Here is a 12,439-nt window from a genome sequence, read left to right on the forward strand (position 1 = left end):
CGAAAAGCGCGTCAGGGGGTTTTGGGTTCGGCGGTGAACGCACATTGGAAAAAAACGGGGTGTAACTGACTGAGGGCATTAGGAAAATCGGTGTTCGATGGTTAACTTCGCACTGGAATGCGTTGTTGTTGAGAATAACTTTTTGAGCGCTGACCAAATCGATGATTTTGCGGCCAGAGCCAAAGGGTGCGAGGCGCGTGGCGACTGCAATCAGATCGTGAAAGAAATGGAAGATTTGAGTCTGACGCAACGCAATGAGTTGATTGTGACCTGTGCTTCCGATCCTGCGGCTTGTAAAGAAAAATACGGTGAACTCCCCGCCAACAGTATGTTAGTACGTCAGGCGATTGATAAGGCACTGGGTGAAGATATTCCATGGAGCATGAAGAATGATCTGTCTGTTTTGCTGATGCAGCAAATGGATGAATCAGGGATTGTGACCAGTACGGAGTTTGCGCAGAAACTTGAGAAACAGTTCGGTCTGGATAAGCAGCGTGCGGAAATTTTGACGGGTGCCGCATTAGGGGCTGTAACCGGTGGAATGAGCAACAGAGGGGGTAAGCCTGGTGCCGTCACCGAAGGAAAGAATGTTGTTATCGTAGACTCAGGTAAGAAGAGGGCTTGGAATAAGACGCTGAATAAACCTGAGCCGAATACGGTCTATCATGTTGATGGAAATAAAACATTCCAGACCGATTCACTTGGTCGCACTAGCCTTGCTGAAGGATCTCTGTCTTTGTCCAAGAATGATCGTAATACTTATCAACAGTGTAAAGCCGGTAAATGTGGTAATCCAGGAGATGAAGGTGGTCACTTAATCGCCAGTATATTTAATGGGCCTGGTGAAAAATTAAACCTTGTGCCAATGGATGGAAACCTGAATAAAGGTGCTTGGAAACAAATGGAAAATACTTGGGCTAGTGCTTTGAAGGAAGGTAAGCAAGTTGATGTTAAAGTTGAACCTGTTTATAAAGGTAATAACGTACGTCCCGAAAGTTTTAGCGTAACGTATTCCATTGATGGAGGTAGGCCAATAGTGAAAGATATTAGCAATATACCTGGAGGCGGGAAGAAATGAAGGAATTAGATACTCTTCATAATAAAATTGGTCAATTGCTTGTTGATGCTGGCCCAGAGGATGCACGGGAAATAATTGTGTGTGCTAGGTTATCTCCAGAAGGTGATACTTGCGAATATGAGTATGATTATACAGATAACAAAGGGCATCAAGACTGGTTTGTCCCTGATAAAAACGCTAGCTATGATCTTAGATTATTATTAGTAGAATTGAGGAAATACTACATAGAAAACCATCTCACTAATGGGCTTCCGGCATGGAATGGTTGTTTAGTTAAAGTGGATCTTGAAAAGATGAAGATCAATATAGAATTTAAATACGAAGACTAACCAGAAAGAGATCCCAGCCGAGGTGCTGGGATTTTTCCTTTAGTCGTCAACTGTTCTCAACAAGCCGGATAATCAACAGCCCGTGCTCAATGCAGACCTGCCGGCTGCCCGGTCATAAAGCCCGCCTCTTCCAGCCAGTTGCCCTTAAGATGCAAACTGGGGTGCTGGCTGTAATAGCGGGTCATGCCAGTGTGGCGGTTGGTGTGACATCGGCTGATATAGCCGATTTTATAGCGGCGTTGCGCTTTCGAACTACCTGAATTTACATTAACCTGAAATTTGCTTAAGAAAGAAACTAAGCGCCTGAGGCACGATCAAAGTTTTTGTCAAAGAAAACAAAATTGTGGAGATCCTCAGGTATGTCTAATTTAGAAGAATTTGACTGCTGCGTCGATGACTTTTGCCAAAAATTTATTCCTTTCTGGCATCAACAGTTAATTGAAAATAGCTTACTCTCCAAATCCTCAGTCGAAACCCACGATGAAGTGCATGAACGCCGGGCACAGAGCACCACGCTTAGTGGCGACCGCATGACCGTACAGACCAGGAATAACCTCAACATCATCGGCAGCAACGTAGCCGGTACTCAGGATGTTAATCTGGCCGCAGGCAATCAGCTCAACCTTCACGGCAGTGATGTGGTAGCGTGCCGCGATACGCAACTTTCCGGTCAAAACATTAACATCACCAGTGCAGAAAACAGCCACACCGCTATCACCAAAACCGAACAGAAACAAAGCGGCCTGACCGTAGCCCTATCCGGCACCTCAGGCGGGGCCCTGAATTCCGCTATTCAAACGGCTCAAGCCGCCAACAATGAAAGTGACAGCCGTATCAAAGCCGCTCTTAGCGGAGTCCAGGCAGCCCGTCTGGCCGATGCTAAAGGCGGTGACGACAAAGCCAATAACAATCTGATAGGGGTCAGCCTCTCCTACGGCAGCCAGTCCTCCCGGTCAGAACTGAAACAGCACCAGACCACTCAACAGGGCAGCAGCCTGATGACCGGGGATAATCTCACCCTCACCGCTGCCGGGACACCAGATCAGAACGGCGATATTCGCATTCAGGGCGGCCAGTTGCAGGCAGGAAAAGACCTGCAACTTAATGCCAGCCGGGATATCCAGCTCGCCTCCAGCCAGAACACCGAACAAACTACCGGCAAAAACAGCAGTCGCGGGGGCTCACTGGGCGTCGGTTTCACTGCCGGACCGGGGGGCACGGGTATCAACCTCTCCGCCAGCGCCAACTACGGCAAAGGCCGTGAAAGCGGTAACGGCGTCAGCCATAATGAAACTACGCTGGATGCGGGACAAACCGTCACCCTCAACGCCGGCCGGGATGCCTCGCTCAAAGGCGCTCAGGTCAGTGGCGAACAGATTACCGCCGACGTCAAACGCCACCTGACGCTCAGTAGCGAGCAGGACAGCAACCGCTACGATATGAAGCAACAAAATGTCAGTGCCGGCGTTAGTGCCACTATCGGCTCAGGTGGTTCATTGAACCTCAGCGCCAGCCGCGACAAAATCCACAGCAACTTTGACTCCGTACAGGAACAAACTGGACTGTTCGCTGGTAAAGGCGGATATCAAGTGAAAGTGGGGGAACACACCCAGCTTGACGGCGCAGTAATTGCCAGTACCGCAGACAAAGACAAAAACACCCTCGATACCGGCACTCTGGGCTTTGGCGACATTCAGAACAAAGCGGATTTTAAAACCGAACACCACAGCGTAAGTGTCAGCACCGGCGGTTCAGCAGGCGGCATGTTTCTCAGTAACATGGCGGCCAATACTCTGGGCGGCGCTAACCGGGAAGGCCATGCCCAAAGCACTACCCATGCCGCGGTCAGTGACGGCGCCCTGATTATCCGGGATAAAGACAACCAACAACAGGATATCACCACCCTGAGCCGGGATACCGACCATGCCAATAATGCTCTCAGCCCTATCTTTGACAAAGAGAAAGAGCAGCAACGACTGAAACAGGCCCAACTGATTGGTGAAATCAGTACGCAAGTGATTGATATCGCCAGCACTGAAGGGGACATTATCGCCACCAAAGCCGCCCACGCTAAACTGGAGAATATCAGTGAACCGGACAGAAAAGCGGCCATTAAAGTACTGGAGGATAAAGGTGAAACCGACATCACCCCGAAACTCATTCAAGACCAGATTTACAAAACCGCCTATAATCAGGCATTGAATGAATCTGGCTTTGGCACCGGTGGGAAATACCACACCGCTCTACAGGCCGCCACTGCGGCCATTCAGGGACTCGCGGGCGGAAATATTGGTCAGGCGCTGGCGGGCGGCGCTTCCCCTTACCTGGCTGGCGTGATTAAAGACCTGACTACCGACCCGAAAACCCATCAAGTGGATGTCGTGAGCAATACTCTGGCCCATGCGATTCTGGGGGCAGTGGCCGCTGAAGTCAGTGGTAACAACGCGCTGGCCGGTGCGGCAGGCGCAGCGGGCGGTGAACTGGCTGCCCGGGAACTGATGAAGCACATTCACGGCGAAAATGTTAAAGTCAGTGACTTAAGTGAAGAGGAAAAACAGACCATCAGCACCCTCTCCACTCTGGCAGCAGGTCTGGCAGGCGGCATTTCGGGAGACTCCACTGGCAGCGCCGTCACCGGAGCACAGGCTGGGAAGAATGCGGTGGAGAATAACTTCCTTACGGCCAAAGATGTTTATGAACTGAAAGAAGAACTACTGGAAGCAGAAAAGACTGGCTCAGATAAGCAGGTAATTTACGACAAGTTTAAGGAGCGCAGCGAGAAAAACCGTCTGGAAGGTGTGGCGGATAACTGTTCCCATAATCCGGGCTGTGTGGTGTCCGTCTGGGAAATGATGAACTCGGGAACAGACGCCGCCAGTGGCCTGAACCGAACTTCGCTCTTCTCCAGTCTCAGCAGTGAGGAGATGGCACAGTTAAACCGCTTTGTACAGGCAGAGAATGCAGAAAGTGCCCAAGCGATTTACCAGTCGCTACCGGATGTAGTAAAGAAAGCTGTTGAAGGAAAGGAGTTCGCCGAGCAGTTTGGTATAATGCCGAAAGTGGGCAGCAGTAGCGGAATAATTGGACTGGGGATAGCAGGGAGGAAGCCCGCAGCAAAAGGCACGCCAGAATCTGCCGCTAAACAGGAGAATCATCCAAGTACGGAAACTACAAAAGTACCTCACAACCAAACTGTAAAACATGCTAATAAGACTTTTGAAATTAAGTCACTCCCGGATATGCATGGTAAAGAGCATATTACAGCAGTAAAAGGTGATGCCAAAATACCTGTTGATAAAGTAGAACTGTATATGCGTGGTAAGGCAGCAGGTGATCTTGATGCACTTAAAAAAGAATATAATGCACTTAAAGATTTGCGGATTCAGAACCAAAGAGAATTTGCTAAAAATCCAGAAAATAAGACAAATTTATCTATTTTGGAGAAGAAAATTCACAATGTTGAACGTTCCCAAGAGATGAATAAAGTGTTAAATAACGCCGGTCTTCCTGATACTAAAACTAATAATAATATGATTATAGGCAAACTGTTGGATTCAGCAAAAGATGTTACACCTGAAAACAGGAAAACGTCAGTTGTTGTTTCAGGAAACAATGGATCGGTTAGAGTTTATGCAACTTGGACAATCTTACCTGATGGTTCGAAGAGGTTAGCTACTGTTCAGACAGGAACTTTCAAATGACAGAAAAAATAGAACTTAACGAATTAGTTTCAGGATTAGAAAGCTATCTTGAAAATGGTTATATAAATGCGGATTCATATGAAGATCCTGCGGATGATGCAATAGATTATCTAGGAGAACTATTGTTGAAAGATTCTGGATATTGTTTGCATTTTTGTAAAAAAATCCTAAATTCGAATCATCTTGATGGTAATTTTGTTAAATCTATTGCTTTAGATTTTTTGATTTTATCGGAATCTAATTGGTTGGATGCTTTTAATTATTTACTCAATAAAGCTGAAAACCTATCTATTCCGGAATTAGAAAAAGCATTGTTTTACTTCTATTGCGCAAAAAATGATCCAGAACCACATCCTGTACCAGAAGGTCTTTTTGAGAAATTAGTAAAAAGATATCAGGTAGTAAAAAATGAACCCGAAGCAAATTTTTATCATCTAGATGAAACGTACAATGATTTTATTAAAGCACATTCATTGGATTTTTGACTAGCTATCAGGGTAAAAGATCCCGGTCATAATGAACTGTCCCCGAAAATTGGATACCCAACAAGTAGGGGAAAGTTCTGTATGAAGAAATACAGGAAGCATTTGCTCAATATTATCTTTCTACCGCCAGATGAGATAACTAGATGCTTACACTTTATTCAGGGTGAGCAAAGTGGATTTAACCGTCCAACAGGACATCACCAACCTCGGCAGACAAATTTAGGTCCGTGACCATATTTCTGCATTGGCAGGCCGGAATATCACCAGCGCCTCTACCCTGCGTGGAAAAATACTTTTTGTATGTCAAAAAGACAGAGATGGAGAAATAAAAAAATGTGGCCTTTAGCTGATAAGTTATTATCTATTTGCAATAATGACATTTCTTCTGTTAAGTCAGAAAAATACATTACTTCTGTTTATGGGCCATCATTAGTAGATGAATTAAGTTATCTATTAACGAAAAAAAATGGACTTTATGGGTTTGAGTCAGCCTTACGAGTTTTTCCATATGAAACAGTGAGCGAAGAAATCGGCCTAATAGACTAGAAGAACAGTGAACTATGGATTGACTCATATGAAGATATGGCTAAAGACGCTCTTTTTTTTGCAGAAGACACTTTGGAAATCAGTTTTGTTTAAAAGGTGATTACATCTATACATTCGATCCTGAAACGGGTTTATTTGATAAATTGGCTGAAAACATAAATGAATGGTGTGGAATTATATTGGAAGATTACGAAGTTCTAACTGGGTATTATTTAGCACATTCTTGGCAAAAAATTAATGGCCCTATTCAATCTGGTTATCGTTTAATACCTAAAGTTCCCTTCGTTGCAGGAGGAGAATATAAACTGGAGAATCTTTATTTAGCCCGTTCATTTGAAGCTATGAGGATTAGAGCTAATTTTGCTCTGCAAATACGGAATATCTCTGATGGAGAGAGTATAAAAATAGGTATAACAGATTGGAGATAACATGCAATTTATAACAAATTAAAATAGAATTTAAACCAATATGAAGTGCCTCAAAGAGTTGAGCAGTTTACACTAAACGGCTAATGATACCTGACTCAGACCATTTAATTTTTAGCCATGCTCTCAATTTGCTGAAAAACTTATTTAAAATACAAGATGTCGTCTCATCATCTAACATTTCAGATACAGATTACCCGCTAAAAATATTATCAAAGTCGTCTCCTTTTAGAAAATAGATTATCTGATTAAATTATTCATACGACTATCCTCCATTTTTCATTGATAGCTTTATGACATACAGGGTTTAAACTACTATTAAAAGTCATTTTTTTAATCTCTCCTCGTTAAACACGCACTCACACACTGATTTTTTCAATCAAGATATAATATTTAAATATTCAACTAGGCGTGTTTTCATGGCAAAACAAAACGTAGTAGAAACAAGGTTAAATCTGCGTATAAATTAAAAATTTAAAAATACGGTAAAAACCGCAGCATCTGTTTTTAATACCGAATATGACTGGTTTCATTAATACAAACAGTAAGTAAAGAGGCTCAGAAAATGATTGAAGAAAATTCTAAAATTATCTTATCGCTAGAAGATAAAAAGTTAATCCTCTATCTATTGAATAATCCTCCAAATCCTAATAATAAATTAAAAACTGCTGCTTTGAATGAATTACTGGATACTAACGTGATTTCGGGAACAAAATCAATACCCAGAAGGATTAACAGACAACTTTATTATAGCACCGTGACTTTAGCATGGCCTCGGTGCCGCCGGTGTAATCCTTCCGTTTTTTCGGAGAAAACCTTTTAATTTCCACCTAGTTTTCAATGTATATCTTAGCTATTTTCTCAAATAAAGAGCTTTTACTAACTTCCCTTAGCTTTAATATATCGTTGGTAAAAGAACGTAGGAAAATAGATGTAATATTTTGTTCCATAGCATTTACCTGTTTACCCTCTTTATCCATAGTCAGAATATTGTAAATTAAGTTCTCTTTTGCAATCGTTTGATTAGGTGAATTGCATGGTGATACAAAATATAATAAGTCATTTCCCCTCGGTTGAAGATAAATATGTTCATACTGACTATTCTGTTTAGGCGCTAAGTAATAGGGTAAAACTGTTTCAATCGGATTACATACTCTATTCACTAAATTCTCATCTTCCAAAGCATATTCAATATTATCTATTTTCTGATTACCGATGATCCTGGGAATTCTATCCGAGTGATATCGACTAAGACATATTTTTTCAACATTATCAAATAAATAAAAAGACTCATTATAAAGTTTTGGGATTTTTTTCATAAATTTACATTTTTCTTCAAGGGCCGACTGACTCTCTACAAGTGAATGCTCATTGATAAAAAGCGTTTTATTATGAATATCAATATCAACTATTGAAGCAAGTATTTCCTTATTTTTCTTATACTCCGCTGGAATCCTAATATATACAAGAGTTATCTTTAAATCTGGAAGATCAATTTTTTCAATCTTCTTCTCTTTGAAAATATTCTCTTTTAGCCAAAGTTCACTCTTGATCTTTTGGATTTTTATAAGTATTTTGTCGCTTAATTTTTCCAATCCGGTTTTCTTATCGTTTTCCACAATATTATTATCTAAATCTATACCCTGAATAACCGTTTCATCTTGTGCTTTAAATCTATTAGATTTCAATTTCGTATAGTAATCCGCTTCAACATTATCTATTCCCTTTTCTCTCATAGGCTTAAATGCATCCCATGTCGTGTTTTTAGTTTCACCCTCAACCAATACACTGGTTTTAGATCCATCATCCAATGAATTGAAAACCAAATAGTTTTTATTTTTATCCAATGCGTTAAAATCTTTAGCAGAGGAATAAGTTAATTCTTTTAATTCAAATATTTCCTTAATCTCTTTTTCCAAAAACATTTTGGATTTACTATCAGCAGAATGCTCTGGAATTCGAGCATCTATTAATACCAGAGGATATGATAAATTCTTATTAACAGTAATAAAGTCATGAAATATATAATCAGCTTTAAAGTATCTTTCATTAAAAGAGATCTCTGCATGATTTAATAGTTCTTTTATTTTTTGTATAATCAAGTTATGAACATAATTTTTACTATTTCGATATCCTTTCATGAATCGCATGAATTTTTTCTTAGAATATTCATTTGTATTGATATTATCTTTGACTTGAAAATTATTTCCTTTAGTCCTATACCCAATGGATTTCAAGATGCATCGCGACGGCAAGGGAGTGAATCCCCGGGAGCATAGGTAACTATGTGACCGGGGTGAGCGAGTGCAGCCAACAAAGAGGCAACTTGAAAGATGACGGGTATAAACAACAATTGAGTTTCTTCTGTATTGAATGAATCCACTTTTTTTCAATTCTAAAGACCTTTCTATGTAAATTTACGACTAACTCTTTTTGATAAAAGAAATGAAAACGTGGATAAAAAGCATCAATTATATTCCCTCTCTGTTCTTCTGATAAATAAATTCGTGAATTATAAAATACAGGTTCTATTTCATAATTCTCTTCAGGCTCTTTAAGAAAAATTCTTTTAATATGAAATCCCACAATCGCAGAAAAAACATTGCATAAAAAATTGCTATTTTCTTCAAATTTATCAATAAACCCTTTTATGTCATATTCCTGGTCGGAAAGATAAAAAAAGTGAACTGCTTTACAGACCGCTGACAAACCCCATTTAAAATAATGAGGTTTGTTTTTTTCATTATGAAAAATGCTGTGTCCATTTTTTCTCACTAAGCTGGTCTGAGCACTCACCCAGATGCCATTTTGGACCCTGCTACACTAAATATTCCCCCATCCACAGATGAAAATCAGCAACTCTATCTGCTTGATATTTTGAACTGTTGCCACCAAAAGGCATTGTATTTTCACTTTCAGCAACCCACAAAAACGGGCCTAATGGTGCCCATGATACTGCTTTAATAGGCACAGGGGGGCACAGCTCGCTGTTCGTTCCTTGATTTGTGCAGATTGATACTGGTTTTCAAACGGGTGCTGTCAGTACAGAGTACCCGTCCACCGACCAATCTTTTGGCGATCGCTTACTCAACAATGTTGTAAAAAATTTGCCGGAAGACCTCGCTGTGACTGAAACGACGACGACATTTCTGACTCAGGGTTGAGGCATCAGAGACCTTCTCTGTCAGTCCGAGGCGCAGAAACCAGCGGTAAGCCACATTAACCTGAATTTCCTGTACCAGACGGCGTTCACTGGAAATACCAAATAAAAATAGTCCAGTAACATCATCTTGAGCAACATAACTGGATCGATAGCCGGTCAGCCATTATTGTGGCAATACAATGGGACTACTAATTCGCGGATAAATTAGAAATCAATGACGGCATCGACTTGACGGACCAAATGATTTTTAAGGACCAGCTCATCAAACAAGAGCGTTTCTGGTGGGAGAGGGTGGTGTTCTTAACATGGTGGCAAGCCCGGTTTATTGAACGGAGCTTAATTAAAGCAAATTGCGGGGTGAAAAACCAAAACTTTGTCAATAACCTGATCATAACATATTATTAACATTTATTGTGATATAAATCACAATTAAAAAGACATTGTAAATATTATAAATTATATATTGAGGTGACTTTATGAAAAGTCATTTTTAAAATTAAATCGAGGATATAAACATGCAAAAGAAAACATCTGTTGAAGTTGAAGATAAAGAAATGACCTGCGGTTCATACAATAAATAAAAATATTAGCGTATGGCTAACCAATTTGGTTGGCCATGTTCTACATAAGGAGGCGGGCATGAGAATAGCATGTGGTTTTAATCCTAATTTTCTTAGCGGTGAAATACACATACCGAGTAAAGTATCGATGATAGAATTAGGGATTACTGCATACAATATTTTATCAGTTGCAGAAAAAAGAACTCCATTCGAAAGATACAATGGAAAATTCTCTCTTCACATCGCCAGAAGTGCAATAACAGAAGATATGCAATCAGGCTGTAACTATATTAATAACATTATGCCACGAATAATCAATACGGAAAAAACAATTAGCATTGGTTTTCATTTGTGTGGAAGTAGAAAGGATAACATTGGTAAGTATGGTTTTACTCCCCATTATGAAAGAAGCAAGAGGAAAGAAAGAAATGCTATAAATTTCTTAAAAAGGGTTTCTCAAACATATCAGATAGATACATGGATAGAAAATTCAAACTTTTACTCTGGTGAACCAAGTGAGATCTCTAACGCGATAATGAGCGCGAATTACATAAGTAAAGAAAGTAATTCTATACCCTATGGATTTCAAGATGCATCGCGACGGCAAAGGAGTGAATCCCCGGGAGCATAGCAAACTATGTGACCGGGGTGAGCGAGTGCAGCCAACAAAGAGGCAGCTTGAAAGATGACAGGTATAAACAAATAGTTGACCTGGCTCATCTAATCATCAATTCAGTAAATGCAAAAGTTGATCCTCTTATATTTATTGGAATGATAGATTGGGATAATGTAGTCGAGATTCATCTATCAGGAATAATTGAGGGAAAGGATGGGACATTTCATGATGGACATTCAGAGAGAGTTCATCATATTGTTTGGGATTCTTTTGAGAAAATAATTTCCAGCAAGTTAATCAAAGAAAGTTGCTATATAAATATTGAGCACACAGAAAATTCTTGGTTAAAGAACTTATCTGGTTATAATAATGACTTTGAAAAGCTGAATTCAATATTATTAAAAAATAAAGAAACAAGTAAACCCTCAAATACCAACATGAATGATTATGCGAAATCATACCTATCAAGAACTCTGCTAGCAGCCATAAAAAACAGGAAGGAAATTGAAATCGCTAAGTCGGAAAACATTGAGTCACTTATATCTAGTTGGATATTAAGTATAGAAGGAAGTGAAGTAAACTTATGCCTAACAAAAGAAGAGGAAGATGAAACTATAAATTCAGTTCATTATTTAAAATCATTCGAAAGTTTTGTGAATAGGTGAATCATGCAAATAGGAACCAATTGGTCTGGAAATAGAGAACTAAGCATTCTAAAGGAAATAATATCACTAAGAAAGGTCGACTTCATAGAGATATTAATAGATAACTTTTTGCAGTGCTCTCCTGACTCAATACTTGACATAAGCAAAGGATTACCGATAGCGTTTCATATCATGAACTCTAAATATATGCACAGAAGCAAACAAGATTTAGAGAGTATAGGGAAAAGAATAAGAGTACTCCAAAAAGAACTAAATCCCATATATATATCTGATCATGTTGGTGTTTTTTATCATAATAGCTATCCTTTACCAACAATGGGTGAAGTAGATTACTCTTCTGAAAAAGATAAATACTTCGATTCAGTAAGCCTTTGGCAAGATATAATTGGCGAAAAAATTTATTTAGAAAACTTCCCTTCAATACTTGATGAAAACGCTAGGCTACAACCAGATTTTTTTAAAGAAATGACAAAAAAATGCGGCAATGGACTTTTGTTTGATATATCAAATGCTGTGATTGCACAAGAAAACACGGGAACCCCATTTGAAGAATGGCTTGATATAGAAATGAACCATCTTCACATTGGTGGTTATGCAGAAACATCATTACGCCCTAGTTTCTTGGTTGACACTCATGCAGATAGAATATCTAATCTTTGGTAGATTCACATAATAAGTGCAACATCGTTAATCTGGAAGTAAACATGTTCGTATTCCCTTAAATAATTCATTCGGTGTTTTCCCACCCCGTGTTTTTCGGGGGCGATTATTTAATCGGTTTACCACAAAATTTATTTCCTGATCAGAGATTTCATTAAAATCGGTTTCCTTTGGAAAGTATTGTCTGATTAACCCATTGATATTCTCATTG

General features: G+C 39.8%; 13 protein-coding genes and 3 pseudogenes. 11 read left to right on the forward strand and 5 right to left on the reverse strand.

The window, feature by feature from the left end:
- Nucleotides 1–127: 127 nt before the first annotated feature.
- Both AACQ83_RS22120 and AACQ83_RS22125 read left to right on the forward strand, forming a co-directional pair.
- Nucleotides 128–1,078: pseudogene (locus tag AACQ83_RS22120) on the forward strand (DNA/RNA non-specific endonuclease); the annotation flags it as partial.
- Nucleotides 1,075–1,407, forward strand: a complete 333-nt coding sequence (locus tag AACQ83_RS22125; protein WP_036843887.1) for a hypothetical protein — start codon at nt 1,075–1,077, stop codon at nt 1,405–1,407. The pseudogene AACQ83_RS22120 and the gene AACQ83_RS22125, both read left to right, overlap by 4 nt.
- A 104-nt stretch (nt 1,408–1,511) precedes the next feature.
- Here the strand turns inward: AACQ83_RS22125 and AACQ83_RS22130 are convergent.
- Nucleotides 1,512–1,634 (reverse strand): annotated as a pseudogene (locus AACQ83_RS22130) (SymE family type I addiction module toxin); the annotation flags it as partial.
- A gap of 132 nt (nt 1,635–1,766) precedes the next feature.
- Between AACQ83_RS22130 and AACQ83_RS22135 the strand changes: the two are divergent.
- The 5 genes from AACQ83_RS22135 to AACQ83_RS22155 all read left to right on the forward strand — a co-directional run bounded on the left by AACQ83_RS22135 (nt 1,767) and on the right by AACQ83_RS22155 (nt 7,387).
- Nucleotides 1,767–5,108 (forward strand): hemagglutinin repeat-containing protein, encoded by a 3,342-nt coding sequence (locus AACQ83_RS22135; RefSeq protein ID WP_112886951.1) that lies wholly within the window; start codon nt 1,767–1,769, stop codon nt 5,106–5,108.
- Nucleotides 5,105–5,593 carry a hypothetical protein gene (locus AACQ83_RS22140; RefSeq protein WP_112876405.1) on the forward strand — a complete coding sequence of 163 codons (489 nt, stop codon included), beginning with the start codon at nt 5,105–5,107 and terminating at the stop codon, nt 5,591–5,593. Before AACQ83_RS22135 ends, AACQ83_RS22140 begins: the two co-directional genes overlap by 4 nt.
- A 333-nt stretch (nt 5,594–5,926) precedes the next feature.
- The gene (locus AACQ83_RS22145) at nt 5,927–6,139 is read left to right on the forward strand and encodes a hypothetical protein (protein ID WP_112876404.1); all 213 of its coding nucleotides are present in this window, start codon (nt 5,927–5,929) and stop codon (nt 6,137–6,139) included.
- Nucleotides 6,140–6,318: 179 nt separating this feature from the next.
- Nucleotides 6,319–6,567, forward strand: coding sequence for a hypothetical protein (locus AACQ83_RS22150; RefSeq protein ID WP_112876403.1), 249 nt, complete (start codon nt 6,319–6,321; stop codon nt 6,565–6,567).
- A 532-nt stretch (nt 6,568–7,099) separates the two neighbouring features.
- Nucleotides 7,100–7,387: a type II toxin -antitoxin system TacA 1-like antitoxin gene (locus AACQ83_RS22155; RefSeq protein ID WP_255566860.1), complete on the forward strand. Its 288-nt coding sequence runs from the start codon at nt 7,100–7,102 to the stop codon at nt 7,385–7,387.
- Nucleotides 7,388–7,394: 7 nt separating this feature from the next.
- Here AACQ83_RS22155 and AACQ83_RS22160 read toward each other — a convergent pair whose 3' ends face one another.
- The 3 genes and pseudogenes from AACQ83_RS22160 to AACQ83_RS22170 form a co-directional block, all read right to left on the reverse strand.
- Nucleotides 7,395–8,714, reverse strand: a complete 1,320-nt coding sequence (locus AACQ83_RS22160; RefSeq protein ID WP_146747883.1) for a hypothetical protein — start codon at nt 8,712–8,714, stop codon at nt 7,395–7,397.
- 133 nt (nt 8,715–8,847) lie between these two features.
- Nucleotides 8,848–9,360 (reverse strand): hypothetical protein, encoded by a 513-nt coding sequence (locus AACQ83_RS22165; RefSeq protein WP_146747882.1) that lies wholly within the window; start codon nt 9,358–9,360, stop codon nt 8,848–8,850.
- Between the two features lie 167 nt (nt 9,361–9,527).
- Nucleotides 9,528–9,997, reverse strand: a pseudogene (locus AACQ83_RS22170) (transposase); the annotation flags it as partial.
- 245 nt (nt 9,998–10,242) lie between these two features.
- Between AACQ83_RS22170 and movA the strand changes: the two are divergent.
- The 4 genes from movA to AACQ83_RS22185 are packed head-to-tail and all read left to right on the forward strand — an operon-like array spanning nt 10,243 to nt 12,231.
- Entirely contained in the window at nt 10,243–10,308 is a 66-nt protein-coding gene (gene movA, locus AACQ83_RS24795) for a methanobactin-like peptide MovA (RefSeq protein WP_445260537.1), read from the forward strand.
- Nucleotides 10,309–10,366: 58 nt separating this feature from the next.
- Nucleotides 10,367–10,918 carry a hypothetical protein gene (locus AACQ83_RS22175; RefSeq protein ID WP_192880976.1) on the forward strand — a complete coding sequence of 184 codons (552 nt, stop codon included), beginning with the start codon at nt 10,367–10,369 and terminating at the stop codon, nt 10,916–10,918.
- A gap of 17 nt (nt 10,919–10,935) precedes the next feature.
- The gene (locus AACQ83_RS22180; protein WP_205074150.1) at nt 10,936–11,568 is read left to right on the forward strand and encodes a multinuclear nonheme iron-dependent oxidase; all 633 of its coding nucleotides are present in this window, start codon (nt 10,936–10,938) and stop codon (nt 11,566–11,568) included.
- Nucleotides 11,569–11,571: 3 nt separating this feature from the next.
- Entirely contained in the window at nt 11,572–12,231 is a 660-nt protein-coding gene (locus AACQ83_RS22185) for a multinuclear nonheme iron-dependent oxidase (RefSeq protein WP_112876399.1), read from the forward strand.
- A 24-nt stretch (nt 12,232–12,255) separates the two neighbouring features.
- Here AACQ83_RS22185 and AACQ83_RS22190 read toward each other — a convergent pair.
- A partial coding sequence (locus tag AACQ83_RS22190; RefSeq protein WP_370446037.1) for a transposase occupies nt 12,256–12,439 on the reverse strand: 184 nt, incomplete at its 5' end.

The organism is Photorhabdus sp. S10-54, from assembly GCF_963878145.1.
Classification (GTDB): Bacteria; Pseudomonadota; Gammaproteobacteria; order Enterobacterales; family Enterobacteriaceae; genus Photorhabdus; species Photorhabdus kayaii.

Excerpts from the sequence above, each read along its gene's own strand:
- AACQ83_RS22175 (WP_192880976.1), top strand. The coding sequence starts at position 10,367 with ATGAGAATAGCATGTGGTTTTAATCCTAATTTTCTTAGCGGTGAAATA.
- AACQ83_RS22160 (WP_146747883.1), bottom strand. The coding sequence starts at position 8,714 with ATGCGATTCATGAAAGGATATCGAAATAGTAAAAATTATGTTCATAAC.
- AACQ83_RS22145 (WP_112876404.1), top strand. The coding sequence starts at position 5,927 with ATGTGGCCTTTAGCTGATAAGTTATTATCTATTTGCAATAATGACATT.
- AACQ83_RS22140 (WP_112876405.1), top strand. The coding sequence starts at position 5,105 with ATGACAGAAAAAATAGAACTTAACGAATTAGTTTCAGGATTAGAAAGC.
- AACQ83_RS22185 (WP_112876399.1), top strand. The coding sequence starts at position 11,572 with ATGCAAATAGGAACCAATTGGTCTGGAAATAGAGAACTAAGCATTCTA.
- AACQ83_RS22135 (WP_112886951.1), top strand. The coding sequence starts at position 1,767 with ATGTCTAATTTAGAAGAATTTGACTGCTGCGTCGATGACTTTTGCCAA.
- AACQ83_RS22125 (WP_036843887.1), top strand. The coding sequence starts at position 1,075 with ATGAAGGAATTAGATACTCTTCATAATAAAATTGGTCAATTGCTTGTT.